The organism is Methanohalophilus euhalobius (assembly GCF_900215215.1).
In the GTDB taxonomy this organism is placed as follows: Archaea; Halobacteriota; Methanosarcinia; order Methanosarcinales; family Methanosarcinaceae; genus Methanohalophilus; species Methanohalophilus euhalobius.
Map to the genome: position 1 here is coordinate 40,168 of NZ_OBDR01000010.1, position 24,455 is coordinate 64,622.

The 24,455-nt window shown below is 44.1% G+C and carries 26 protein-coding genes; 13 read left to right on the forward strand and 13 right to left on the reverse strand.

Features of this window, described 5'->3' with window-relative positions:
* Positions 1-144: 144 nt before the first annotated feature.
* A complete protein-coding gene (locus CP947_RS08420) occupies positions 145-3,150 on the reverse strand; it encodes a PhnD/SsuA/transferrin family substrate-binding protein (RefSeq protein WP_165868975.1) in 3,006 nt (1,001 codons plus the stop codon).
* Positions 3,151-3,441: 291 nt separating this feature from the next.
* On the opposite strand from CP947_RS08420, the gene CP947_RS08425 reads away from it, so the two are divergent.
* Positions 3,442-4,545, forward strand: coding sequence for an AAA family ATPase (locus CP947_RS08425; protein ID WP_096712769.1), 1,104 nt, complete (start codon positions 3,442-3,444; stop codon positions 4,543-4,545).
* A gap of 14 nt (positions 4,546-4,559) precedes the next feature.
* Positions 4,560-4,823, forward strand: coding sequence for a hypothetical protein (locus tag CP947_RS08430; protein WP_096712770.1), 264 nt, complete (start codon positions 4,560-4,562; stop codon positions 4,821-4,823).
* 21 nt (positions 4,824-4,844) lie between these two features.
* Here the strand turns inward: CP947_RS08430 and rnz are convergent, their stop codons facing one another.
* Positions 4,845-5,759, reverse strand: coding sequence for a ribonuclease Z (gene rnz, locus CP947_RS08435; protein ID WP_096712789.1), 915 nt, complete (start codon positions 5,757-5,759; stop codon positions 4,845-4,847).
* 152 nt (positions 5,760-5,911) lie between these two features.
* On the opposite strand from rnz, the gene CP947_RS08440 reads away from it, so the two are divergent.
* The 3 genes from CP947_RS08440 to CP947_RS08450 all read left to right on the forward strand — a co-directional run bounded on the left by CP947_RS08440 (position 5,912) and on the right by CP947_RS08450 (position 7,989).
* The gene (locus CP947_RS08440) at positions 5,912-6,289 is read left to right on the forward strand and encodes a 30S ribosomal protein S8e (protein ID WP_096712771.1); all 378 of its coding nucleotides are present in this window, start codon (positions 5,912-5,914) and stop codon (positions 6,287-6,289) included.
* A 27-nt stretch (positions 6,290-6,316) separates the two neighbouring features.
* Positions 6,317-6,808 carry an Lrp/AsnC family transcriptional regulator gene (locus CP947_RS08445; protein WP_096712772.1) on the forward strand — a complete coding sequence of 164 codons (492 nt, stop codon included), beginning with the start codon at positions 6,317-6,319 and terminating at the stop codon, positions 6,806-6,808.
* Between the two features lie 89 nt (positions 6,809-6,897).
* Positions 6,898-7,989, forward strand: coding sequence for an aminotransferase class I/II-fold pyridoxal phosphate-dependent enzyme (locus tag CP947_RS08450; protein ID WP_241645928.1), 1,092 nt, complete (start codon positions 6,898-6,900; stop codon positions 7,987-7,989).
* Positions 7,990-8,021: 32 nt separating this feature from the next.
* Here CP947_RS08450 and CP947_RS08455 read toward each other — a convergent pair whose 3' ends face one another.
* Together CP947_RS08455 and CP947_RS08460 are read right to left on the reverse strand one after the other, a co-directional pair.
* Positions 8,022-8,798: an NYN domain-containing protein gene (locus CP947_RS08455; protein WP_096712774.1), complete on the reverse strand. Its 777-nt coding sequence runs from the start codon at positions 8,796-8,798 to the stop codon at positions 8,022-8,024.
* A 173-nt stretch (positions 8,799-8,971) separates the two neighbouring features.
* The gene (locus tag CP947_RS08460) at positions 8,972-9,355 is read right to left on the reverse strand and encodes a helix-turn-helix domain-containing protein (RefSeq protein WP_096712775.1); all 384 of its coding nucleotides are present in this window, start codon (positions 9,353-9,355) and stop codon (positions 8,972-8,974) included.
* A gap of 106 nt (positions 9,356-9,461) precedes the next feature.
* Between CP947_RS08460 and CP947_RS08465 the strand changes: the two genes are divergently transcribed.
* From CP947_RS08465 to CP947_RS08475, 3 genes are all read left to right on the forward strand, one after another.
* Positions 9,462-10,145: a DUF5591 domain-containing protein gene (locus CP947_RS08465; RefSeq protein ID WP_096712776.1), complete on the forward strand. Its 684-nt coding sequence runs from the start codon at positions 9,462-9,464 to the stop codon at positions 10,143-10,145.
* 139 nt (positions 10,146-10,284) lie between these two features.
* Positions 10,285-11,178 (forward strand): PAS domain-containing protein, encoded by an 894-nt coding sequence (locus CP947_RS08470; protein ID WP_132130912.1) that lies wholly within the window; start codon positions 10,285-10,287, stop codon positions 11,176-11,178.
* On the forward strand, positions 11,148-11,999 hold the full coding sequence (locus CP947_RS08475) for a sensor histidine kinase (protein WP_165868974.1): 852 nt from the start codon (positions 11,148-11,150) through the stop codon (positions 11,997-11,999). The genes CP947_RS08470 and CP947_RS08475 overlap by 31 nt, the downstream gene beginning before the upstream one ends.
* Before the next feature lie 19 nt (positions 12,000-12,018).
* Here the strand turns inward: CP947_RS08475 and CP947_RS08480 are convergent, their stop codons facing one another.
* Both CP947_RS08480 and CP947_RS10585 read right to left on the reverse strand, forming a co-directional pair.
* Positions 12,019-13,539, reverse strand: a complete 1,521-nt coding sequence (locus CP947_RS08480) for an aminotransferase class I/II-fold pyridoxal phosphate-dependent enzyme (protein ID WP_096712778.1) — start codon at positions 13,537-13,539, stop codon at positions 12,019-12,021.
* A gap of 489 nt (positions 13,540-14,028) precedes the next feature.
* Positions 14,029-14,187: a hypothetical protein gene (locus CP947_RS10585; protein ID WP_165868973.1), complete on the reverse strand. Its 159-nt coding sequence runs from the start codon at positions 14,185-14,187 to the stop codon at positions 14,029-14,031.
* Between the two features lie 128 nt (positions 14,188-14,315).
* Between CP947_RS10585 and CP947_RS08485 the strand changes: the two genes are divergently transcribed.
* The 3 genes from CP947_RS08485 to CP947_RS08490 are packed head-to-tail and all read left to right on the forward strand — an operon-like array spanning position 14,316 to position 16,323.
* Positions 14,316-15,266, forward strand: a complete 951-nt coding sequence (locus CP947_RS08485; protein ID WP_096712779.1) for a deoxyhypusine synthase family protein — start codon at positions 14,316-14,318, stop codon at positions 15,264-15,266.
* A 13-nt stretch (positions 15,267-15,279) separates the two neighbouring features.
* Complete coding sequence (locus CP947_RS10810; RefSeq protein WP_243641493.1) at positions 15,280-15,516, forward strand: hypothetical protein; 237 nt, start codon at positions 15,280-15,282, stop codon at positions 15,514-15,516.
* A gap of 24 nt (positions 15,517-15,540) precedes the next feature.
* Positions 15,541-16,323, forward strand: coding sequence for a type III PLP-dependent enzyme domain-containing protein (locus CP947_RS08490; protein WP_258082613.1), 783 nt, complete (start codon positions 15,541-15,543; stop codon positions 16,321-16,323).
* Between the two features lies 1 nt (position 16,324).
* Here the strand turns inward: CP947_RS08490 and CP947_RS08495 are convergent, their stop codons facing one another.
* The gene (locus CP947_RS08495; RefSeq protein WP_096712780.1) at positions 16,325-16,867 is read right to left on the reverse strand and encodes a pyruvoyl-dependent arginine decarboxylase; all 543 of its coding nucleotides are present in this window, start codon (positions 16,865-16,867) and stop codon (positions 16,325-16,327) included.
* A 125-nt stretch (positions 16,868-16,992) separates the two neighbouring features.
* Between CP947_RS08495 and lysS the strand changes: the two genes are divergently transcribed.
* Both lysS and CP947_RS08505 read left to right on the forward strand, forming a co-directional pair.
* Entirely contained in the window at positions 16,993-18,576 is a 1,584-nt protein-coding gene (gene lysS, locus CP947_RS08500; protein ID WP_096712781.1) for a lysine--tRNA ligase, read from the forward strand.
* Position 18,577: 1 nt separating this feature from the next.
* Entirely contained in the window at positions 18,578-19,216 is a 639-nt protein-coding gene (locus tag CP947_RS08505) for a class I SAM-dependent methyltransferase (protein WP_096712782.1), read from the forward strand.
* Here the strand turns inward: CP947_RS08505 and CP947_RS08510 are convergent.
* The 6 genes from CP947_RS08510 to CP947_RS08535 all read right to left on the reverse strand — a co-directional run.
* Entirely contained in the window at positions 19,187-19,435 is a 249-nt protein-coding gene (locus CP947_RS08510) for a pro-sigmaK processing inhibitor BofA family protein (protein ID WP_096712783.1), read from the reverse strand. The genes CP947_RS08505 and CP947_RS08510 overlap by 30 nt on opposite strands.
* 77 nt (positions 19,436-19,512) lie before the next feature.
* Entirely contained in the window at positions 19,513-19,950 is a 438-nt protein-coding gene (locus tag CP947_RS08515; RefSeq protein ID WP_096712784.1) for a nucleoside 2-deoxyribosyltransferase, read from the reverse strand.
* Positions 19,947-22,343: a DUF3656 domain-containing U32 family peptidase gene (locus CP947_RS08520; protein ID WP_096712785.1), complete on the reverse strand. Its 2,397-nt coding sequence runs from the start codon at positions 22,341-22,343 to the stop codon at positions 19,947-19,949. Before CP947_RS08520 ends, CP947_RS08515 begins: the two co-directional genes overlap by 4 nt.
* A 69-nt stretch (positions 22,344-22,412) precedes the next feature.
* The gene (locus CP947_RS08525; RefSeq protein WP_096712786.1) at positions 22,413-22,655 is read right to left on the reverse strand and encodes a hypothetical protein; all 243 of its coding nucleotides are present in this window, start codon (positions 22,653-22,655) and stop codon (positions 22,413-22,415) included.
* Positions 22,648-23,634 carry a DUF7490 domain-containing protein gene (locus tag CP947_RS08530; protein WP_128754369.1) on the reverse strand — a complete coding sequence of 329 codons (987 nt, stop codon included), beginning with the start codon at positions 23,632-23,634 and terminating at the stop codon, positions 22,648-22,650. The genes CP947_RS08525 and CP947_RS08530 overlap by 8 nt, the downstream gene beginning before the upstream one ends.
* Positions 23,635-23,708: 74 nt before the next feature.
* Positions 23,709-24,455: RNA-guided endonuclease InsQ/TnpB family protein (locus tag CP947_RS08535; protein WP_143745138.1), on the reverse strand; the 747-nt coding region annotated here is incomplete at its 5' end.

Here is a 24,455-nt window from a genome sequence, read left to right on the forward strand (position 1 = left end):
TTGGTCACAGCTTAAATTGCAAGGCTGTCTTATAGTATATTTTCACATATATATAGTAATAGCATACAACTTAGAATTAGGACCATTTATGCAAAAACAGGCATGTGAATGACCAAAATTAATTCATATAACCCACAAATAAAATTAATCATTGCTAGCAGAACCACCATGGTTTCTCCTGGAATCAAGATGTTTTATTATTTCAATCAGATGAGTGCGAGTAAAAGCGCCTTTCTGGAGAATTGAAACTACATTACCTTCAAAAACACCTTTATTTTCCATATCCCTGGCAGTATGGATAATTATAGGGATATCTGCAGTATTACTGTTTCCTCTCAAAGCTGCCATAACGTCAAATCCACTTGTAACTGGCATCATCAGGTCCAGGATAATAAGGTCTGGAGAATAGGAAAATGTTTTATCGATGGCTTCCTGGCCACCATAGGCAGGTATCACATTATATCCTTCAATACCAAGGGAGGACCTGAGCATTTCTACTGCAGATGGATCATCGTCCACAACCAGTATTGAGGAAGAAGAACCGGAGGAGCCCCCGAAACCATCCAATACCGTCAATAATCTTTCCCTATCAATGGGCTTGGGAATATAAGCAGATATATCATACTCTTTTTTAATTGCATTGGCATTAAGGACAGAAACTATAATTACAGGAATGCCGGCAGTATCAGAACTTTTTTTCAGTCTGGCTAAAACGTCCCACCCATTCACCCCGGGCATCATGATGTCAAGCAATATCGCAAAGGGTTTTACAACATCCACATAACGGGATACAAGATACCCACGAGAAAGAGGCAATGCCCTGTAGCCGGCATTGACAACAGTTGAAACAAGTAAATTACGTGATGAATAGTCATCCTCTACTACCATTACAATAGGTTCATTATTGCTGGAATTCAGAGGTTTTTCCAAAAGAGGAAAAGGATCAATATCAGTGTTTTCAGGAGCCTGTGGGTTAGAATCAATAACATATTCGCCTTCCCTGGTTTCTTCAGGATTACCTTCACAGGAAACCTGACTTAAAGGAATCGTAAAGGTAAAGGTGCTGCCTTCTCCCTTTTTGCTTGTCACCCATACATCCCCGCCATGCATATTCACAAATTTTTTTACAAGAGACAAACCAAGACCTGTCCCTTCATAATTGCGTGAAGAAGATGTATCTTCCTGGGTAAAGGCATCGAATAAAGTATCCTGGGCCTTTTCAGATATCCCTACTCCGGTATCTGATACCGAAACCTGCAATACATCGTTTTCCACATGGGAAAGTAAACGCACCCTTCCCCCTTCGGGTGTAAATTTTATTGCATTGCTGAGGAGATTGTAAAGTATCTGCTTGAATTTGCCCTTATCGGCACATATCTCTTCAGAGTAATTATGTTCAACTGAAAGAGAAAGAGATTTCTTATTTCCAAGAGGCATAACTAGTTCCATCACTTCTTTGGAAGCCTCAGTTAAAGAGAAAGCCTCACATTCAAGCTCCATCTTACCGGCTTCCACTTTTGACAGGTCAAGGATATCATTAATCAGATTTAGCAGGTGTTTCCCGCTTTTGGCAATATTGGACACATATTTCTTCTGTGGATCATTGAGATCCCCCCTTACTTCTTCCAGCAGGATATCTGAAAATCCAATCACCGAATTTAAAGGTGTTCTCAGTTCATGGCTCATATTTGCCAGAAATTCACTCTTGGACCTGTTTGCCTGTTCTGCAGCCATTTTTGCATGGTTGAGAGCCTCTTCTATATTTTTTCGCTCAGTCATGTTGTATAGTACACCCACGATCACAAGATTCCCATTGGATTTTTCAAGTGGAAGAAGGGTTTCTTCAACCTGGTAACCTCCTATACTAAATTCAAACCTGCGAGTTTCACCATCAAGAGCAGCATACAGATGAGGAAGAAGGGTATCAAGAATATCTTTGGAAAGGACCTCTTCAGGTAGCTTACCTATGAAATCTTTTTTATTGAAATTGAGTTTATCAAGCATTTTACCCCCTATTGAAATATATCTCAAATCGCTGTCATGCAGAACAACTATTCCATTGGGAAAATTGGAAATGATCAATTCAAGCTGTTTATCGCGTTCCTTCTTTTCCTGTTCTGCACGGTCCCTCTGATCGATTTCTACCTGTAAACGACGATTCTTATTGTTAACAGCCTGACTGGCCCCTGCAAGAGTAACTGTTGTGATACCCATTAAAAGAAAAACATACCAATACTGATTAATCACATCGGAAAGAGCGACTTCACCATAGTTTTCATACGGCCCCAATCTTAATTCCTTCATACATTCGTGGACCGGTCCATAATCCAGGGGAACTGTCCACCCTCCATAACCGCCCCTCAGGGCCGCTTTTGAAAAGCGGGGCAATTGGAGTAAATTTGAAAGCATCTTTTCAGCAACATCCTCGGATACATGAGAGGTGCGGGAAAATGCCCACTGCGGATATAGACGAGTGCTGTGCTTCTGTAAGAAAGAAGAATCAAAATTATCTCCCTCATGTAAACCAGGAGAATGATCCACGTTCAAGCACTTGATATCAACAAAAGAAATCTTGCCTTCCTTTTTCATCGATTCAAGGATCCCGGTACTAACGATCCCCACATCAACCTCCCCGGAAAGCACTGCTTCTACCACTTTGTCCTCTGTACCCCCATAAGTGACATCCATGGCATCTATATCCAATCCTGCATCATTAAATTCTCTCGCAGCCATCCACCAACCCCCAAAGGAATGTTCGTTAACTGCCATTACCGATAAACTTTCAACGTCATTAAGAGAATTCACATCGATCCTGTCGTTTTTAGTGAAGATGACTGAACCAAAGACAGTGTATGAGCGGCCTCCCCAGGATTCTTTCAAAGTTGCTATTCTCTGTACATTGTGATCGACTTCCAGCTCAACATATACCAAAGGGTTTGTGATAAGGAAATCAATTTGTTCATTAGCTACTTCAGAAGTCATCTGTCCAAAATCCATGGGGACAAGCACTACATCTTTTTCCGGGAAACCGGCATCCAGATAATCTATAGTAGGACCCCATCTCTCCATTGCAGCTTCATCTCCCCTGTTTGCAAGCACTCCTATCCTGAGAGGGTCGCCGGAAGCAGAAACTACAATACTGCAAGTCAAAATAATAAATAATACAGTGATAGACATACATAGATACCTGGATATGGGTTTCATGGGTAAATATATAGAAAAATTATCTGATATAAATATAACCAAATAAATTAGTATACGAAGACAGAGAATACATATAAGTTCACCCATCTAATCAATATAAAGCAGTAATAATACATCCGAAAGTAGCAGAAAGTTATTACTTTCTCCAACCGGCTATCTAAAATTTAATTTTACAGGAAAATCTTATGGATAAACTTTAATACTGCAACACGACCCATATGACCTAAAGGAGAAAATATGGCAAGATCCGCACAACGTCCCAGTCTGAAAAAAATACCCCAGGAAGCAATCGAGGCAAAAGAAGCTACTGCAGAAATTGTAATTTTGCAACCTATTGGTTATCCCCTCTGTGGAATTATTGAAGAATATCCACGCATCGAAGAACCCGAACTTTTCGAATGTTATGCGAGAATGCAATGGAATGGTTACATTGCCCGAAAAAACGATTTCCTCTTTGATCACCGAATGTTCCCTGATTTTGCGTACAGAATCCAGGAAGTAAGGCCCGAAGCTACAATAATAGGCCAATCCACAACAATTGTAGTAAATCAGGAAGAGAAAGAAAAAATGGATATTGAATATCCCGTGGAAATTGCATTTGATGATATCGTCGGACAGATTAAAGCAAAACGCAAATGCAAGCTTATCGAGAGATATCTGGAAGAGCCCGAAAGGTTTGGCAAATGGGCACCCCGCAACATCCTGTTCCATGGACCAGCAGGTACAGGAAAAACCATGGTCGCAAAAGCCCTTGCAAATAAAACTGATGTGGCATTCCTTCCGGTCAAAGCCACACAACTTATAGGAGAATTTGTAGGAGAAGGCTCCCGGCAGATACATCAGTTGTATGAAAGAGCCGGTGAACTTGCACCCAGCATCATTTTCATAGATGAACTGGATGCCATTGCCCTTGACAGGCGATACCAGGAACTCAGGGGCGATGTAGCCGAGATCGTCAACGCCCTGCTCACCGAAATGGACGGAATCAGCCAGAGAGAAGGGGTATGCACCATCTGTGCCACAAACAGGACAGCAGTACTCGACGGGGCAGTAAGGAGCCGTTTTGAAGAGGAGATCGAGTTTGTACTTCCTGGCAAAGAGGAAAGAAAAGAAATAATCGAACTCAATCTACAGACATTCCCCATAGAAGCTGAAGTTAACCTGAGCGAACTTGCAAAACTGACCAACGGCCTTTCAGGAAGAGACATTGTGGAAAAAGTCCTCAAAAGTGCCCTTCACCATGCAATAATGGACGACATGGAAAAAGTTGAAGCACATTATTTTGAAAAAGCTGCGTCCGGGTTGCAGAAAAAAGAAACCAATACCCACCTTTACGCCTGAGAAGAGGTGACAAAATGACAGAAATAAAAGAATCAGACAGGTTCGAGTGCAAAGTTGTCAACATAATAAACAACCTGAAATGGAAAGGAGTAATGGTCAAAGAAATAAAAAGTGGAGGGAATGTTTATTTTGCCCGCACTGATCCAAAAAGGGATTTGAAACCTGGGGATACCCTCTACCTGGGAGTCAGAGAATTACCCAGCCAGATGGAAGAGATGCAGGCCGAAGTTACCCTTTACGACAAAAATGATGAGAAAATCGATTGGACCTTCATTTAAAGGCACATGAGTGCTCCCTTATTATTTCCCATAGGGAACTTCAAATTCCACTAGGTCCTCTGCCACACAGGTATTTTCGAAAACTTCTTTTGCCTCCTCCAGAAGCACTGAAGAATCGTCAGTATACCTCGAGCTGATATGGGTCAGGATAAGCCGCTGTACCTCTGCTTTTTGTGCCACATCTGCGGCCTCTTTTGCTGTAGAATGCAGTGATTCACGGGCCCAATCCACTTTTTCCTGTGCAAGTGTCCCATCATGAATTAATACATCAGCGTTTTTACTTGCTCTAATAATTGCCTCGCATGGACGGGTATCACCGGTATAGATGAGTTTACGCCCCCTGCGGCAGGGACCTATCACTTCATTAGGATGGACTAACCTGCCATTTACTTCCACCGATTCCCCTTTCTGGAGACAGGAATAAAGTGGGCCTACAGGCACACCCAGCTCTTCAGCACGACGGCGGTCAAATCTACCGGGGCGTTCATTTTCTACAAGAGCATAGGCAAGAGAAGGAACACTGTGCTCACTTGCAATTGCATTAATCACATAACCTTCCCGGTGGACAGTGTCCCCGGCTTCGAGAGGTACTGCTTTGATTTCAAAATTCAATCGGCAGTAGCCAAGTAGTGATACCAATTTTACAAATTGTTCCACCCAGGCAGGACCATATATAGTCAGTGGAGCATCCCTGTCGTGGAAAGAAAGAGTTTGCAAAAGGCCGGGAATTCCCAGCACATGATCTGCATGAAAATGTGTAATGAATATAGAAGAAAGGGACATCATGCCAGTCCTGGCACGCATCATTTGCTGCTGGGTACCCTCCCCGCAGTCAAAAAGGAGCAACTCCCCTTCCCTGTTGACCAGGATGGAAGAGGGATTTCTGTTCACAGTTGGGAGAGCTCCCCCGGTACCAAGGAACACTACACGAAGCATAATAAATATCATAAGTAAAAGCATTATTTATGATTATCCAAGCTCGTGAGTAGTCTATATTCGAAAGGTTCATATACAATATTACAATTAATGAGCTCTCCTAATAGCAAAGCTTAGTATTATACTTAAATCACAAAACAGAGGTTCCAATCATGATATCCCAGGGAAGATCAAAGAGAACGGCCACAGCTGCCAAGAGAAAAACAGCACGCGGAAAAAGGAAATACGAAATCGGCAGTGAACCTGCAGAAACACATGTCGCAGAAACCAGAAGAAAACCCGTAAAAACAAGGGGCGGCTCCCACAAAGTAAAACTCCTTCAGGAAAAAATTGCCAATGTCACCGATCCCTCTACCGGCAAGACAGCAGCAGTCACAATAGAGAATGTTACCGACAACGAAGCCAACGAGCACTACGTCAGGCGTAACATACTCACAAAAGGCAGCATCATCAAGACCGAACTTGGAGATGCCAGGATAACCAGTCGTCCGGGTCAGGATGGCGTTGTCAACGCAATTCTTACAAAATAAACAAAAAATACAGGTGGCTCAAAGAGCATGGACAGGAAAACAAGGGATATATTGGAGATTCTGGAAAATGATGCCAGGTCAAGCCTTGAGGACATTTCCGCCCTTGTTGACATGACTCCGGAAGAAGTCCAGAAGCGAATCCATCAGCTTGAAAAAGCAAAGATAATCCGCAAATATAAAACAGTGATTGACTGGGAACTTGCTGGAGAAGATTATGTCTATGCAATCATTGAACTGAAGGTAACACTGGAACGCAAACAGGGATACCAGCGTATCGCAGAAAGACTGTACCGTTTCCCCGAAGTGCGTTCTGTCAGACTGCTTTCAGGAGAACATGACATAACCCTTACGGTCCGTGGCAAATCCATGAAGCAGGTCGCTTTTTTTGTTGCAGAAAAGATAGCCACCCTGGAACAGGTGCATAATACTGCCACCCATTTCGTACTCAAGACATACAAAGAAGACGGGTTGATTATGGAAGAGCCCGAACATGTAAAACGTCTGCCGGTTTCCCCCTAAAGGAGGTATGAGAACTGACAGACACTTCACGCTTTGTAGCCAGTTATCTGGATAGAGTACCCCCTTCGGGGATCCGCCGATTTTTTGACATGGTCTCCAACAATGAGGATATAATATCCCTCGGAGTTGGAGAACCCGATTATATTACTCCCTGGCACATCCGGGAAGCCTGCATTCATTCACTGGAACAGGGAGAAACATCCTATACATCCAACTATGGACTTGTAGAACTCAGGGATGAAATATCCAGGACCTATACCCAGAAACACGGATTATACTATGACCTTACATCCGAAATACTGGTGACATCGGGAGTAAGTGAGGCACTGGACCTGGCGGTGCGTGCTATCACCGATCCGGGTGATGAGATTATAATTGTGGAGCCCTCTTACGTTGCCTATGCACCTGCAATCATTTTTGCAGGAGGAAACCCGGTTGCCGTACAAACATTCAGGGAAGACAAATTCAAACTTACCTCCGAAAACCTGAAAAAAGCGATCACTCCAAAAACCAAAGCTATCCTGCTCAATTATCCAAACAACCCCACCGGAGCAGTGATGGATAAAAAGGAACTGGAACCCATCGCAGATATTGTGGAAGAACACGATATAATGGTCATCTCGGATGAAGTCTATGAAAGGATGACCTATGACACACAGCATACATGTTTTGCCTCCCTGGATGGCATGAGGCAACGCACCATAGTCCTCAATGGCTTTTCCAAGGCATATTCGATGACCGGATTTAGAATGGCCTATGCACTTGCCCCTGCACCGGTGTTAGCAGCCATGATGCGCATACACCAGTATAGCATGCTTTGTGCCCCGATAACCGCACAGGTAGGAGCGATAGAGGCCCTCAAGAACGGTGAAGAAGAAGTGGAGAAAATGGTCAATGAATATAACCGGCGTCGCAGACTTATTGTCAAAGGGTTCAATAATATCGGCCTGGACTGCTTCAACCCGGGAGGAGCTTTTTACGCATTCCCATCTGTTGCATCCACAGGCCTGACATCGGAACAATTTGCCGAAAGACTGCTTGAACAGCAACAGGTTGTCACCATACCAGGAGATGTGTTCGGCAGGGCAGGAAATGGATATCTCAGATGTGCCTATGCGGCCTCCAGGGAAAACATCAAGGAAGCTCTTGAGAGAATCGAGACTTTCATATCAGACATCTAAAACCAATTCCGTAAAGCAATTGTAAAGGAAAATCACTTCCCATCGCTTTTCTTATCCTTCACGTAAATCAACCGGTTATTGCTGGAATTATCCGCCCGGACCTCATCGATATCAAAAAGGTCTATTGCCCGGAAAATGTCCCACATTTTTTTGTAACCATAATTACGAGGATCAAAATCCGGCTGTTTCTGCACAAGATTGCTGCCCACATTGCCCAGGAAGGCCCAGCCACTTTCTTCAGCTGAATCTTCTACAGCATCCCTTAGCATTTTAACTAGCTTGCTGTCACCTTTGAGGCGGTTGGTATCCCATTTTCCCTGGGCCTGCATTGGTGACTCAGAGACTGTGCCTACTACATCTTCCTCTTTACGCAGGTTTTCCGTATATATGAACTTGTCACAAGCCGCAATAAAGGGTTTTGGAGTCTTGATTTCTCCGAAACCGTAGACTTTGCGACCTGATTCCCTGATCCGGGATGAAAGGCGTGTGAAATCACTGTCACTAGAAACAATACAGAAACCATCCAGGGGCTCGGAATAAAGCAAATCCATCGCATCGATAATAAGGGAACTATCGGTAGCATTTTTCCCGTAAGTATAGCTGAATTGCTGTATCGGCTGGATGGAGTGTTCCAGGAGATTGTCCTTCCAGTTTTTAAGGTTGGGACGCGTCCAGTCACCATAAATCCTTTTTACACTTGCAATCCCGTATTTGGCTATTTCCGAAAAAAGTCCCTCCACTATGGAAGGTTGTGCATTGTCAGCATCGATAAGTACTGCCAGTTTCTTCTGTGCTGCATCGGTCTCCATTAATATTCCCCAAAAAGATAGTGCAAAATCCAGAGCACATCGATCTAGTGAACTACACCTGAGCTAAAGACTCAGGTGCTTCCTGCTTCATACTTTTTCCCAAAGGAAACAAGTCCACAGGCTCTCCCCGTAGTTCCTACGGTGCTTCAAATACCTATCAAATTCTGCTTAGGTTATGGCATTTCGTCCCCTACAAGTTCCTTGTCAATTTTATTGATAAGATGGCTGACTTTATCATACCACTGGTCTACACTTTCCTGAAGCATTCGCCTGACCTCTGCCGGATTTACGGCCACATATTCATAAAAATAGCCACCTACATCAATGGTATGGGTTTCCCTGTAAACAAGCCCACAGGAGATCAGGTTCTGGAGAGAACGATAAGCTGTACTGCGTTCACGGCCCAGATGCTTTCCGAGTTTTTCGGCTGTCAGAGGGCCATTGGAAAGCAGTATTTTGTAAGCCTTTAGATCCAAATCCTTTAAACCCAGAATACACTTGGCAACATCATCGCATTCACAATTAGCTTTGAGCATTTCCGAAATTGAACCCATCATTTTAAATTTCACCTGAAGCTCTATAAAAAAAAGCTGCACAGATTGTACAAAACCATACTAATCAAATCGTTAATTATATATATAGTTTTTCAGCAACGGTAGTCCAGTGCCCACTATAATACCAGAAAATGAAAGGTCAGATGAACCGCTTGATACAGAGCGATTAATTTATCATCCGGACATGATACGTGCCAATGAGTGGGTCCTCAATGAATATGAGGCACCTACACGCAAATTCTGCATATTCGTCCCCTGTTCTATGAGGAAACCCTATCATACGAGTCCATCCCACAGGATGTATGACAGGATCATTTTTGACCTGCTAAAGCCCGAAGATGTCCATATAGTAGTTTTTGGAACCTGTGGCGTAACTCCACGGGAAATCGATAATGAATATCCTTTTACAGATTATAAATTCATGATGGGAAAATGCAATGTGGCAAAGATCAAGCGGGATTTTATAAGTATGGAAAGCAAAAGACTTGCAACATACCTCGAGAAGACCCGTGACAACTATAGCCACAGGATAGCCTATTGCACAGGTGACTTCAGGAAGGCGATGCTCAGGGGTCTTGAAAAAACAGATATTGAAGTAGAAATCGCCCCCCGACAAGAAACAATGGAGGAACACATCCGCCCCAACAAGAGATTCATTTATGGAAGCTTGAGCCAGAAAGGATATCTTCAGGACCTCTCCGATGCAATCACCGATAAATTGGGGATTGAAAGAAGGGTTGTGGGTATTGATCCCGAGTTTTCAGAAAACGATAATGACTGGTATCTTTTGTGAACAAGAGCAAACATGCAAAGTCAGTTGTTCCCTCACACCTATAAAATATACGCAAAGAGCAATCCACAGATGCCATAATATATACTACTCCTGATTTTACAATCAATTTTGTGAACCGAACTGCAGAAGAGATGTTCGGATGACCTTGCCTGAAATAAAAGGCAAATCAATAACGATCCTCCATGAGCAAGAGCTGACCTCGGAACAGAAAAAAGAAATGTTCTCAAACCTCTATTCAGGAAAGCCTCATGATATTGAAGATGCCAGTAAACGCAAGGATGGAAGCACGTTCTGTTGCCAGATTAAAATATCACCTCTTTTTACAGAAAAATCCAGAATATACGGACACCTGGGAATAATAAGGGACATCACTGAAGAAAAACAGAATGAAGACAGTTTGGTAAAAGAAATCGACCTTTTAACCGGCCTAATCGGCACTGCCAGAGTGATTGTGGCTGTTCTTGACAGAGAGGGAAAAATAATATATTATAATCCCCACATGGAAAAACTTTCCGGCTACAAGCTAAAGGAAGTAAAAGGAGAAGATTGGTTTTCCAGATTCATACCTGACAGAGAAAGGGGAAATATCAAATCCGTATTCAAAAAGGCGATTTGCAGTCACTCTACTGAAGGCAATATCAACCCTATTGTCACAAAAGAAGGCAATGAAATCATTGTCGATTGGTATGACACGACACTAAAAGATGATGAGGGAGAAGTAACCGGCCTTCTTGCCATCGGAAATGACATTACACAAAGAGTCGAAGTTGAAGAAAAGTTAAAGACAATATATGAAAACATGCCCGGCGGCATCCTGATGATAGGTCAGGATTACATTATAAAAGATGTAAACTACCGTACATGTGAGATTACAGGTTATAAAAAAGAAGAACTCGTCGGACAACTATGTGATATCGTTTGCCCCAAGGGATCCGCCTCAAAAAAATGCCCCATATGGGAGGAGGGGGAGGAAGGATTCAGAGGAATGGATACCGCAATAAAGTGCAAAAACGGAATAAAAAACCCATATTGAAAAATGCACAGGAAATTACCATAAAAGGGGATACATACATTCTGGAACTGTTTCAGGACATATCGGAACGCAAAAATGCCGAAGAAAATGCCATCGAAGCAAAAAAGGCTGCAGAAGAAGCGAACCAGGCCAAGAGTGAATTTCTGGCAAATATGAGTCATGAATTGAGAACACCTTTGAATTCGGTGATTGGATTTTCCGATATCCTGCTGGAAGAAGTAAAAGGTGAACTCAATGATCCCCAGAAGAAATATGTGTCCAACATTGCCAGAAGTGGCAAACATCTGCTAAGTCTGATTAATGATATTCTTGATCTTTCAAAGATAGAGGCAGGACAAAAACAACTTGAATACAGTAGTTTTGAGCTGCATGAAGCATTGGATGAGATCAGTAAATTAACCAAACCCCTAATCTCCAAAAAGAATATAGGCCTGCAAATGGAGTTACCTTCTGAAGATATCAGGGTTTATGCCGACAGGAAAAAGTTCAAACAGATTATGTACAACCTGCTGAGCAATGCAGCCAAGTTCACCCCGGATAAAGGAACAATTACAATTATTGCCAATCAAGAAAAGGACAAATTGAAAGTTGCAGTCTCGGACACCGGCATAGGCATACCCGAGAGCGAGCAGGCTACAATTTTTGAACCTTTCCAGCAGGTCAAATCCTCCAAATCCAGTGAACATAAGGGCACCGGACTGGGACTTTCCCTTGTCAGGGAACTGGTGGAAATGCACGGCGGACAGGTCAGACTGAAAAGTGAGGTTGGTAAGGGAAGTACATTTTCCTTCACTATCCCGGATAAACCGACTACGAATTGATAATTAAAGATTATATAAATTATAAGCTGATATCTATCACTTCATCCCAGGCTTTTTTGAGGCTGATCTCAGTACCACCATCCTCCATGAGAATGTTAAGCATCCTGTGTACAACATCCGAATTATGGACAAGTACACAATCTTCACAGCTCCAGACCCTGCTACCTGTAGTGCTATCTATCCATTTGCCCCCGGTGCGCGTATCTTCACACGGGTAGAAGGGGCAGAAACAGAAAGTACAGTCCTGGCCTTCGAAATGACAGGGATAGTATTCACAGGTATTGCGACTTGAAGAACAGCCGGATGAGACGCCTTTTATGGTTTCTTTCAGTTTTTCCTCAGCATAATCCTTACCGGATTCTGTAAGGACCTCTCCGATAGTATGGATCAGTATATCCGTTTCTTCAGGAGGCCGGACGGCAAGACGGATGAAATCGTTTTTCATCAGCGGGAAAGAACTGCAATCCCTTATAAGTACACCATGTCTTGCAAGCCTTTTCGTGAGTTCTACAGAATCCATAAGGAGCTCGGAGATATCCACAAGTATATAATTTACAGAACTTGAATGAGGATGGAAACCGTAGATATCACTCAGCCGATCTATAAGATAATCCCTGTATTCTGTTATCTTCTGGCGGGACACATTCAGGTATGCTGACTCCATACCGCCCTCCATCCCCATCAGGGAACATCCCACCTCTTCGGCAAGAGAGCCCATATTCCAGGGCAGACGGGCAGTATTCAATTTTTCAGCCATTGTCTCAGATGCGACACCAAATCCCATACGTATACCCGGTAGTGCAAATGATTTGGTAAGGGACCTCATTACGAAAACATGATCATTAGAGACGGCAACATCAACGACAGTACTTGATATATCGGATAGTTCAATAAAAGCTTCATCAACAAAAAGCAGGGTATCTGTTTCTGCACAAAGTCCTGCAAGGCGCAGGATATCTTCCCTTGCCAGCAACTTACCTGTAGGATTGTTGGGATTGCAAACAAAAAGGACACGTGCCGATTCCAGGGCATCCTCAGAGATGGAAAACAGGGATTCTACCGGATAATACACAATTTTTGCCCCTGCCACCCTGCATTGCTGCTCATATTCAGCAAAGGTGGGCTGGGGAATCATTACCTCATCCCCTTCATTGAGAATACAACCGGCGACAAGCCTGATGATTTCCGACGAACCATTACCGGGGACAATGTTAACAGCATCTGCACCCCCTCCTACAAAAAAGGCAGCTGCAGCTCTGTATTCAAGATAGCGATTATCAGGATATTGGCCCATTTTTTCAAAGGAAGTGGCAAACAAATCCTGCAGGTCCATATCCCATTCAGGATTATCAAAAGGGCTGCCCAGAGGATTCAAACTGGCACTAAAATCCACTATATCGGAGAGGGGAATGGAATACTGCTGTGAGGTCTTCCGGATAAGTCCGCCATGGGTTGAAGGAATTAACTCAAGTATATTTTCTTTGAAGGGGAGCATATGTTTATCATCTGCCGGCTTTAATTGGTGTTTTTCAAGATGCATGAAGTTATATAAAGCAATTTTTAGCAGCGAACTTATTATTAATATAATTTATGATATGGGCACTGTTCAGTAAAAGCATCTTTCCCATTGATAATGGTATATGAATTTAGATTTTGATGATTTCTGATGTAATTATGATAAGCGATAAACATTTGTATTCAGTTATTAATATGCTGAACAAGTCCCTCTTTATGTGGGAAAGATTTATCGAACATCTTAATCCTCCTTTTAAATGATTTGAACCATCGCTCGATATAATTTCTGATACCCCCGGATATTACAGTTCTCTTAATCCCGGGTTTCTCTATAACAGTGTACCATGGCCCCCATCCACAACTGCCCTCTTTGGTATGCCGCGTATAAGAACCAGTACTGGCTTGCAAACTGTACTTTCAAACTACTATGGTATCTGGTAATTTACCAGCACAAGGCTGTACGCACCAGCCGAATTTCTGTACCCGGTAATGTACTCCCCTGTAACTTATCGATTCACCAAAATATGATAATAGTTCTGAGGTTTTCCTCAAACTTAAGTCCCTGCTGGTACACAAGTATGGATAATGCTATGGCTTTTAGATCCCTTCTTTTCCTTTGCACGTAAGATTTAATATCTACCGGCATTAAATCTAATAATGCATTCTGTTCCATTTTCATCCCCTTTAAATGGGGTATGAATCCCCCTATTTATTTCTTAACTGAACAATGCCCACACAAAGGCCGAACAACTTTTTAAGTGAATAAGAACATGAATTGTATCCTAAAAGTCGTGATATACAATGGTTCAGGTAAAGGATCTCCACTGGAAAAAAGACATGAGGGTGTCAGAACTCGTTAATTCCTATGAGAATGTGGGTTTTCAGAGCGTAGAACTATATCGGGCATCCGAAGTAATCGTCAAGATGAAAAAGGATTCAGCACAGGTTTTCCTTACGTTTACCTCTAACATGGTTACTTCCGGGCTGAGAGGATTTTTTGCCCAGCTAATTGAATTGGGAATTGCAGATGTGCTTGTTACAACAGTCGGGGGCCTTGAAGAAGATATAATGAAGGCTACCGGGGAAGTTTTCTCCATCGGCAACTTCAATACAGACGATGTGGAACTCCATGAGAGAGGAATAAACAGAGTAGGGAATCTCCTGATCCAGAATCAAAGTTACATGAATTTCGAGGATATGATCACAGATATTCTCAGGAAACTTTACGCTAAGCAAAACCGATGGTCTGTATCAGAGATGCTGCGGGAAATCGGCCTGCTTTTGGATGACCAAAACTCAATCCTTTACCAGGCAGCAAAGAATAATGTGCCTGTTTTCTGTCCCGCCATAACCGATGGTGCCTTCGGATTCCACCTGTTTCTTTTCCAGCAGGAAAACCCGGATTTCATAGTTGATGTCGTGAAAGATTTCGGCAACATCCTCCTTACCACCAGCTATGATGACAGGAAAGGAGTGATCGCCCTGGGTGGTTCAATATCCAAACACCATGCAATCCTGGCTACATTGCTCAACGGAGGGGCGGAATACGCTGTATACATGACCACGGCCCACCGCACTTCAGGGAGCATGTCCGGTGCCAATACAAGTGAAGCAAAATCCTGGGGCAAAGTTAAGGACGAAAGTGATATTGCCACGGTTATCGGTGATGTAAGCATAACCTTCCCCATGGCAATGACAAGGGCACTGGATGAACTATACGAAGAAGGATTACTGAATATAGAAAATAAATAAAGAGATTTATAAAATGACTGTCCCTGATCCCAAATTCATTCTTTCAAAAAAAGTTATTATGCAGCAGTATAATCTGGTGGAGGATATAGCTGACATTGTCTCATACAGTTCCAAGACGAACCCCAAAGTCACCTCCGTACTTGAAGAGATGACGGATTGTCTTTTCAGCGTCCATATGGAAAACGAGCTGAAACATATACGAGACCTATCCAGGACGGTATTTCTGGCACAGGGGTGGAGCAGTGCCTAGGCAAAGGAACTCTATGACAGGGGTATTCGCAATTTCATTCTGGACAACGAGCACGACCTGGACGTCCTGCTTGCAACCCTTAAGAACACCAACCGCAAGGTCAACCTTATGCTCAGGCTCAAACTGCGGGAAAATTCCATCCGTACCGAACGCTATTTTGTCTTTGGTATGCCTTCTGCGACCATAAACCGACGTATTGGCGAACTGATGGATAACCCTAATATTGGTAAACTTGGCATCCATTTCCACAGGAAGACCCAGAACGTAAGCGAATGGAAACTGCAGCGTGATATTGAGGATGTAATCAGTCCTGAAACACTGGATGCCATCGATATTCTCAATATCGGAGGTGGCTTGCCTTCGGTTTATGCCAACAGTAATGTCGATGTCATCGGAGGTATTTTCAAAAGAATTACAGATTTCAGGAAATGGTTGCATGACAGGGACATATCCCTCATGATTGAACCCGGCAGGTATATCGCCGCACCTGCAGGCAAACTGGAAACCCGTGTGATGGCGGTTTATGAGGACAATGTCATCGTGAATGCTTCCGTATACAACAGTGATATGGATGCAATCCTGGTACCTGTAAAACTGCGTGTGGAGAATGAGGTCAGCAGTAATGAAGGAGAAGCCTATGTGATCAAGGGTTGTACACCCTGTTCAATGGATCTGTTCAGATACCGTGTTTATCTCGAAAAGAGGCCGCAAATTGGCGACCCGATTACCTTCATAAATGCCGGGGCCTATAATTTCAGGTCTGATTTCTGCGATCTGGAAGAAATCACCACAGAACTTACTGATTGAGTTACTCCACAAATACCATAGCAGCCACAACGGTTGTCCAGAGGCCGCTCCTGTCGCCTTTGGCAGTCTGGCAGATGTGGGAAGGATTGATAATATGACCGCTGGCCCTGTAGAGCTGTTCCCTTTCCTGCCAGGCAGAATCAGCATCGAATTCAATGCCCAGGGTGGTTGCGAGCATTGTGGCAGCAATATCCTCTGCATACATCCCTGCGGAATTCTCATCTTCCCCGAAGGAATGATGTTCTGAAATGTATCCATAATTATTCTCATTCACAGGTACCGCCGTTCCTACTGCCGAAGCTATCAGACGATGAGCTTCATTGGTCTGGTTGCGAGCAAGTACCGAATAGACGATTTCCCCGGGACTGAGATATTCAAGACCCTCCTCCTTTGGAATTATCCTGCAACCCGGTGGAAGAATACTGGAAACACTCACAAGATTATATTTTTCAATACCCGCATCCCTTAACGCAAGTTCAAAGGAAGCCAGTTTATCCCGATGGACACCTGTTCCCTTTGTGAGGAACGCTCTGGAAGGAATCATGGCTGTCCGATAGAGCCTTATTGATAAATAAATTTCGATACCTACAGATATTGACTTAAAACATGACACCTTTAAAAAGCATATAATCATAGAATTTTTAAATAAAATCATTATCGGTGAACATAATGGCAGAAATCACACACTGGGCAGATGTTGTTGCTGAAGAAACCCTGGAAAGGGGAAACACACACCTCGTTGCCACCGGTATCACCCCCTCCGGTCACATCCATGTCGGAAACATGCGGGAGGTTGTGACAGCCGATGCTGCATATCGTGCATTACTGGATAAGGATGCAAACGCAGAACTGATCTACATTGCAGACACCTACGATCCTCTGAGAAAGGTCTATCCGTTTTTGGATGAAAGTTATGAGGAACATGTGGGTAAACCTCTCTCCGAGATTCCCTGTCCCTGTGGAGAATGCAAGAATTATGCAGATCATTTCCTGCAACCTTTCCTGAATTCCCTGCACCGGCTGGGAATCAAACCTGAAGTATACCTGGCAGATGAAATGTACAAATCAGGCAGGTATAACGAGGCTATAAAAACTGCCCTGAAAAAGAGGGATGAGATTGCAGCCATCCTGAAAGAGGTTTCAGGAAAGGAACCTACTGATGACTGGAATCCTTTCAACCCGATCTGCATGCAGTGTGGAAAGATCAATACCACAAAGGTTACGGGTTTCGATGAAAGGGAAGAAACAGTGGATTACACCTGTTCCTGCGGCCACCGCGGCACTGTACCCATCCAGGGCGGCGGAAAACTTACCTGGCGTGTGGATTGGCCTGCTCGCTGGCAGATCCTCGGCGTGACTGTGGAACCTTTCGGCAAGGACCACGCCTCGAGGGGCGGCTCCTATGACACCGGCAAACGTATCGCCCGGGATATCTTTGGCTGCGAACCCCCACATCCTATCGTCTATGAATGGATCATGCTGGGTAATGAAGGGGCGATGTCCTCATCCACCGGCGTGGTCGTATCCATTGCGGACATGCTCAAGGTCGTACCTCCTGAGGTCCTGAGATATCTGATCATCCGAACCAAGCCCGAAAAACACATCCGTTTTGACCCTGCACAGCCGCTGCTCACTCTTGTGGACCAGTATGAGAAACTCCATCATACAGGAGGCAACTCCGAATATGACAGGCGTGTAAAGGAACTTTCCCATGCAAGCAGCCTGTGCCATACTGACATCCCTTTCAAACACATGACTACCATCCACCAGGTAGCTCACGGAGATTTCAACAGAATATTGAAAATCGTAGAGCGAGCGGGTTACGATACCAAAAATACGGAATGCATAAAACAGCTCGCTGATAATGTGGGCAACTGGCTTGATATGTACGCTCCTCCATTCGCAAAATTCAGTGTTCAGGAAAAACTGCCCGAACTTGCAGCCACCCTTTCTGACAAACAACGAGCATTCCTGACAACCCTTGCCGATGCTCTGGAAGAAAGCGCAGAACTTGATGGATCTGATTATCACAATCTTGTCTATTCCGCAAAGGAAGAAGACGGCAGGCTGCACAGGGAGATGGAGAAAGTACTTGGTGAAGAATTTGCTATAGGCCCGAAGGATCTGTTCAAAGCCCTCTACATATCCCTGCTGGGCCAGGCTTCCGGTCCGAAAGCAGGGTGGTTTTTGTCCTCACTGGAAAAGGAATTCCTGATCAGGCGATTCAGGGAAGCCGCCGCGTACAGGCCCTGATATGGCCTGCGAACACTTCAGCGCCTGGGATGAGGAGTTCCGTCATGTCCGGTGGGCGGGACCCCTGGATATAGCCTCCCTGCAGGAGGAACTTGAAGGGGGCGAACTTATTCTGGATGCCGGCTGCGGCCACGGCAGGTATGCCATCTCCCTCTCGCGTGAATATATAGTGGCGGGCTGTGATGTCTCCCAGCGTGGCCTTTTGAGATTGCGGGAAAAGGCAGAATTGCCGTTATGCAGGGCAAGCATTACAGACCTTCCTTTCCCTGAGAACTCTTTTGACGTGGTACTGTGCCAGGGGGTACTCCAGCACCTGTTTGAGGCGGAAAGAAAACAGGCCGCAAACCAGATTATGCAAGTACTGAAACCGGGAGGAAAACTTATCTTCGAGGCTTTTGGCAGGGAGGATATGCGCTATGGAGGAGATGCCGTGGAGCAGCATACATTCCGGCGCAAAAACGGAATTATATACCACTATTTCATTATGGAAGAATTAGAGGATCTTTTTGATAAACTGGATATCAGTAAAAAAGAAAACAGAATGAATAAAAAGATATTCAGAGGCGAAGAATACACCCGCCATTCGATTTTCCTGGTGGCCCGCAAACCTTCAGAAGAATATGCCGAGCTGGTTGAGTAGAATTACCAGTAAGGCCCCGATTGGCCCGCCAATAGCACATGTCAGGATTACCACAGCCGAGTAAGCTATACCCAATCCGAAAAGGATGTTTGCTCCCACGATTATGGCAAGGCCGAGAATGGTGTTTACTATGAGGCTTTTTACGGTCTTGAGAGTCTTATAGATCATAAGGGCTACAATAATAGCTACAAGAACGAGAATTATTTCTGATCCTACCATACACGAAACTATGCAGCATAATTATATATTTGTTTCCAATGCAGGGGATTGTCTTTCATCCACGCTGGACTGGAAGGTCATTCCACCTGATCTTCACCGCTCACAAAGTCCAAAAACGACCGGATGAGGGCTTCGAGATCTTTTTCTTCACGGTAGGCATCCAGGAGGATCAGGTGGTTGGTGTTTCCCAGCAGCATTGCAGAAACTGTTGAACCCTCGCGGTAAACACATTGTACCGGAATACCGAGGTTCAGGGCAGAGCATACCTCATATCCAACACCTGTGGAGGCAAGAGAAACCTCCGCAACCATGCAGTCACAGCCATCAAGCAGATGCATATCCCTTTCAAAAATTTCGGATTCAGACATGCCTGCTTCGTTTTCTTCAACATGTGGATCAGCCACGTGCAGACTGGCCACATCGTGTCCTTCGTTTTCTATAATCTGTACCATTTGCTGATAAATCGGGAGGTTTTGCCTGCCTCCCCTGATAGAACCTGATAGGAATACTTTCATAGTACACCCCGATAGAAGTGACCAGTGGTATATTTTTTGCCTGCACGCATTTTCTTTGTAGTCGCCCTGCCATCCAGAACCTGCCTGTACAGGCCAACCAGACTGCCGATATCACCCGGTGATTCCCAGCGGGCTTCAATACGTATAGCAGAAACCCCTGTGGCAATCACGTCCTCCAGGTAATCAAGCATGCTCAATCCCCGGGAGTTAAGCAGGTGCATCCGGCAGTGTTCATCCGTTTTCAGGGGAAATGAATAGCCTTTCCTGTCGACCAGGACACTTTCCACCTTGTGACAGGAATCCGAACATCTAGAAGTGTGTGAAAGGGGGCAATATTCTGAGACCATTACCTCGAAGTTGCCTTCCGCGATGCATTCCAGACTGCTGCAACCGTCAGCTACCTGACCGAGTTCATCCAGAGTCAGTTCCACAGATGCAGTGACCCTTCGGGCCCCGAGGTTTTTCAGGAAACTACAGGAATGATGGTTGAAAACATTAAGCGGGGAGTCGATAACAAAAGGAATTTTCTTATCCGATGCCAGCCCGATCATCCCCATGTTGGCCACAAGCAGCCCACCGCATTCCCGTGCTTCTTCCAGCAGCCAGAAAAGATCTTTCATTTCCCCGTTTTTAATGATTCGCGGGGTGGAAAGATAAAGAGATGTTCCGTAACTCTGGCATTGTTCCTTAACTATAGCAATTTCATCAACCGAAGGCATGGGCAGTCCTGCGAAATATATCACATCTGCACCGGCAGCCACAGCAGCTTTTGCATCTTCAACCGAAGATACAGCCACACAGAGCAAGGGGGTTGTATTGGATGCAGCACTACTATCCACCGACTCAAGGGAAGGTTTGCTGCATTCCCGATGATATTGTTCAGTTCGTTTTTTTCGCAGAAGGTCCACAGCATCAGTGCGCAGCTCATTCAGTACACCGACAGGAACGAAAATCCCTTCATCCATTTCTATAGATATAGAGGAGGGAACAAAAGCCGTATTACCCAGTTTTGCCAGCTGTTTGCGCAACTGTTTTTCAGAGGCTGCTTTTCCTTTGGCCGCCTCGACCACATAGTCAGAATGCAGGGATATGGAATTGTAATCCCTATCCTTCACTGACAGACTTAGAGGATGACCAAAACGTGCTTCCAGATGCATAACGACCGGAATTTTACGTTGTGGTGCAGGAGAGGTATAGGTCTGTTGCAACTGTTTTATCTGGCGGCTGTCAAGGGTACGGTAAAGGATATCCCCCTCCCGCAGGCGTCCGGAGAAAGGAATCTCTATCGTATCCCCGGCTGATGCGCTCTTTTCCTGCCTGCCTGCCCGATAGATCACACCTATTTTCTCACCGTCACCTGCTTTTGAAACAATCCCGTCGCCTACAGCCAGGTCTTCCTCAAGGAAAACTACAGCACGATCCATGTACCTGCCCATTTCCACAATTGTCCCAATGGGAATGCCTCGATTACCTGGTGAGACGGCACCCATCATGTCCCGGGTACTTCCTTCAAGATAGGCTGAGGTGAACCCCCGATTGAAAAGTTGTTCAAGATAACGTATCTCTGATTCGGCCACATGGAACTTTGTGGGGTCTGCAAAATAACGGTCGATAAGCTTGCGATAGATGGAAACCACACCCCCTACATATTCGGGTCTTTTCATCCTGCCCTCTATTTTGAAAGAATCCACACCCGCTGCTACCAGCTCCGGAATCAGACGGGCTGCACACAGGTCTTTGGGACTTAGCAGGTAGCCTGCTGCAACAATTTCATTATCACAACTAAGCGAATACTGCCTGCGACAGGGCTGGGCGCAGTAGCCTCTATTGCCGCTCCTTCCCCCAATCATGCTACTCATAAGACACTGCCCGGAATACGAGATACAGAGAGCTCCGTGCACGAAAACCTCGAGTTCCATATCCGTGTTATCATTCAGGGCAGCAATCTCTTCCAGACTCATCTCGCGGGAAAGGACCACACGTTTTATCCCGTATTGTTCCAGCAATTTCACTGACTCAGTGTTGTGTACTGTCATCTGGGTACTGGCATGAACGGGTAGTTGGGGGAGGTGGCTACGGCAGGCGGCAAGCAGGCCGACATCCTGTACGATGACAGCATCCACGCCCATATTGCATAATTCAGTCAAAAAATCAATTGCCTGCGAAAATTCACTGTCCTTTATCAGGGTATTTACGGTCACATAGATCCTGACCCCGTAAAGATGGGTATAATCAATCGCTTCTTCGAGATTGTTAGCCGGGAAATTATCTGCATAACCACGTGCACTGAAGGCCGAACCTCCGAAATAGACTGCATCAGCCCCGTTCTGAACCGCAGCCACCAGAGAATTGTAGTCGCCTGCAGGAGCAAGAAGTTCTGGTTTTTTATTCATTGTCTGATGTGCATATGAACGGGCGATATATAAAAGCTGCCGGGTAAAAAAGAAAAGAGGGAAAGCAGTTCAATCCTGCTTCCTGACAATATAGTGTATTACAATGTACAGGGCTACTAAAAGAACAACGAGGTTATAAGCGGCCCTGAATATCGGCACATACTGGTATTCAAACCATGTACGGATAATATTTTCCAGGGCAAAATATAGCCTGAATACCGATAGCAGAATCAAAAGCATCAGTATTGCAAAACTCGCCTGTCTGAAATAGTACACCAGGTCTTTCCTGTTATCAGTAATTTCCTCACTCATCCTTATTCCTCCTTGCCACGAAATACACCATACAAAGCATCATCAAAGCACCAAATATTTCAAAACCAGGTGTACCTGGCTCCTCAGTCGGATATTCTGATGCTGATTCTTCTTCCACGGGAGCCTCACCGAATCCCTCCACAACGAAATCCCCGGAATCGATATTCTTTGTCTGCAACCGCTTGTCCTTATCGATTTCCTTCTCAGGATTCAGCTGGACATAATCCACTCCCTGCCTGACAATGGTGTCATCTTCCCAGAGAATTACCTCCACTGCGTAATTGTAATTGTCAGGGACACTAAGATTGACCGAGCGGATCACAGTTTCATCCGGTTCAAACGTACCAGTATCAGTCCACGCCTTATCAGCAATCAGGCTGGCATCCATTTCCCTGGCTTTGACCAGCATCCGGTAATTTTCATTTTCACCAACCCCCTCGTTTGTGAGATAGATATCATTCTGGATTAGCACTTTTTTCTCAGCAACTTCCCTTATCATGAAATCCATTTCACTGATTTCAACACCCGGAGTTTCCAGACTTCCCTGCAAATCCTCAATATTATTCAGAGTGATCTGTCTGCCTGATTTCCGGGAGCCATCCTCAAAAACCAGTGCAACCACACGGTAACCATCCTTTTTAGGAAGGTTTACGGGTACAGTGACCTTCCGTGTGGATTCAGCAGGAATATTGCCAATGGGATTTTCTTTTTCTATTTCAAGCAGCCCGGTACGGGTACTATAAGCCTTCAGGACCAGGGTCGTATTATTATTGCTGGCAGTCTCCCCATAATTTTCAACATACATCGTGACATTGAGATCGACAAAAGCACTCCTGACATCCTTTGCCATGACGTCAATATTGATTATTTGCAACTGGCTTTCCTCTTCAAAAGAGCGAAGACAGCCACTTGTTGATACAAGGGATATCATCACCAGCAACAAACAGAACAACTTCGCTGCACTCTTTATATTTTTCACAATGATGCACCCAAGAGTAAATAGGTTCACGACTATATAATATTTATTAGAGATTGTTTTGAACTACTCCACGCTTATGCATGGAGATTCCCACGAGTTGTTATATCATTCATTGGATGTATTTGGGATACATCAAATGTCAATAACCCTGTTTGTCGTAGATTATGAGCAAAATGCTCATAGCCTGTCCAAACGGCATAATTGGATAGGTAACGTATCATGATATTGATAGCACTATTTCTATCTCTATCAATAACGTTACCACAATCACATGTCATATCACGTCTATATAATGGCATATCATGTTGTTTTCCACAAACATAACATATTTTTGACGTGTAACTTTCATCAATTTTAACTACTTTTTTACCTATAAGTTCTGCTTTATAGGTGAGAAATTCGATGAAACGTGATAAATAACCGTTATTTTGTGTAGAACGATTCAACGTTTTGTTTTTTGAAGTCCCCATGTTTTTAACGCTAAGTTTACCTACAATAATTGTATTGGCTCTTGTATTTTCTACCATTTTTTTGGTGGTTTTGTGTTGCCAATCTTTTATCTGATTGTTTTTCTTACTTACCATAGTACGAATAGTTTTGTTTAATTTATGCCATTTTTTACTGTATTTTTTACAATGGTCACGTCTTGATTGAACTGCACTGATTTTAGAATCCCAATATAAATCATATCGTGGATTGTTTATTTCAAAAAATTTCCCTTTATCATTTATCGCAGTAATCGTTTTGGTAATCCCTAAATCAATGGCTTGAAAATGATTATTTTGAACATAAGGTACATTGATTTCAGGTTCATACGTAAT

Coding starts and splice junctions, on each gene's coding strand:
- rnz (WP_096712789.1), bottom strand. CDS start 5,759: ATGCTTCGTGTAGTGTTCCTTGGTACCGGGGGAGCTCTCCCAACTGTG.
- CP947_RS08450 (WP_241645928.1), top strand. CDS start 6,898: ATGGTCTCCAACAATGAGGATATAATATCCCTCGGAGTTGGAGAACCC.
- CP947_RS08440 (WP_096712771.1), top strand. CDS start 5,912: ATGATATCCCAGGGAAGATCAAAGAGAACGGCCACAGCTGCCAAGAGA.
- CP947_RS08510 (WP_096712783.1), bottom strand. CDS start 19,435: ATGGTAGGATCAGAAATAATTCTCGTTCTTGTAGCTATTATTGTAGCC.
- lysS (WP_096712781.1), top strand. CDS start 16,993: ATGGCAGAAATCACACACTGGGCAGATGTTGTTGCTGAAGAAACCCTG.
- CP947_RS10585 (WP_165868973.1), bottom strand. CDS start 14,187: ATGGAACAGAATGCATTATTAGATTTAATGCCGGTAGATATTAAATCT.
- CP947_RS08430 (WP_096712770.1), top strand. CDS start 4,560: ATGACAGAAATAAAAGAATCAGACAGGTTCGAGTGCAAAGTTGTCAAC.
- CP947_RS10810 (WP_243641493.1), top strand. CDS start 15,280: ATGACTGTCCCTGATCCCAAATTCATTCTTTCAAAAAAAGTTATTATG.
- CP947_RS08455 (WP_096712774.1), bottom strand. CDS start 8,798: ATGGAGACCGATGCAGCACAGAAGAAACTGGCAGTACTTATCGATGCT.
- CP947_RS08425 (WP_096712769.1), top strand. CDS start 3,442: ATGGCAAGATCCGCACAACGTCCCAGTCTGAAAAAAATACCCCAGGAA.
- CP947_RS08480 (WP_096712778.1), bottom strand. CDS start 13,539: ATGCATCTTGAAAAACACCAATTAAAGCCGGCAGATGATAAACATATG.
- CP947_RS08470 (WP_132130912.1), top strand. CDS start 10,285: ATGACCTTGCCTGAAATAAAAGGCAAATCAATAACGATCCTCCATGAG.
- CP947_RS08505 (WP_096712782.1), top strand. CDS start 18,578: ATGGCCTGCGAACACTTCAGCGCCTGGGATGAGGAGTTCCGTCATGTC.
- CP947_RS08495 (WP_096712780.1), bottom strand. CDS start 16,867: ATGATTCCTTCCAGAGCGTTCCTCACAAAGGGAACAGGTGTCCATCGG.
- CP947_RS08515 (WP_096712784.1), bottom strand. CDS start 19,950: ATGAAAGTATTCCTATCAGGTTCTATCAGGGGAGGCAGGCAAAACCTC.
- CP947_RS08525 (WP_096712786.1), bottom strand. CDS start 22,655: ATGAGTGAGGAAATTACTGATAACAGGAAAGACCTGGTGTACTATTTC.
- CP947_RS08485 (WP_096712779.1), top strand. CDS start 14,316: ATGGTTCAGGTAAAGGATCTCCACTGGAAAAAAGACATGAGGGTGTCA.
- CP947_RS08520 (WP_096712785.1), bottom strand. CDS start 22,343: ATGAATAAAAAACCAGAACTTCTTGCTCCTGCAGGCGACTACAATTCT.
- CP947_RS08460 (WP_096712775.1), bottom strand. CDS start 9,355: ATGATGGGTTCAATTTCGGAAATGCTCAAAGCTAATTGTGAATGCGAT.
- CP947_RS08445 (WP_096712772.1), top strand. CDS start 6,317: ATGGACAGGAAAACAAGGGATATATTGGAGATTCTGGAAAATGATGCC.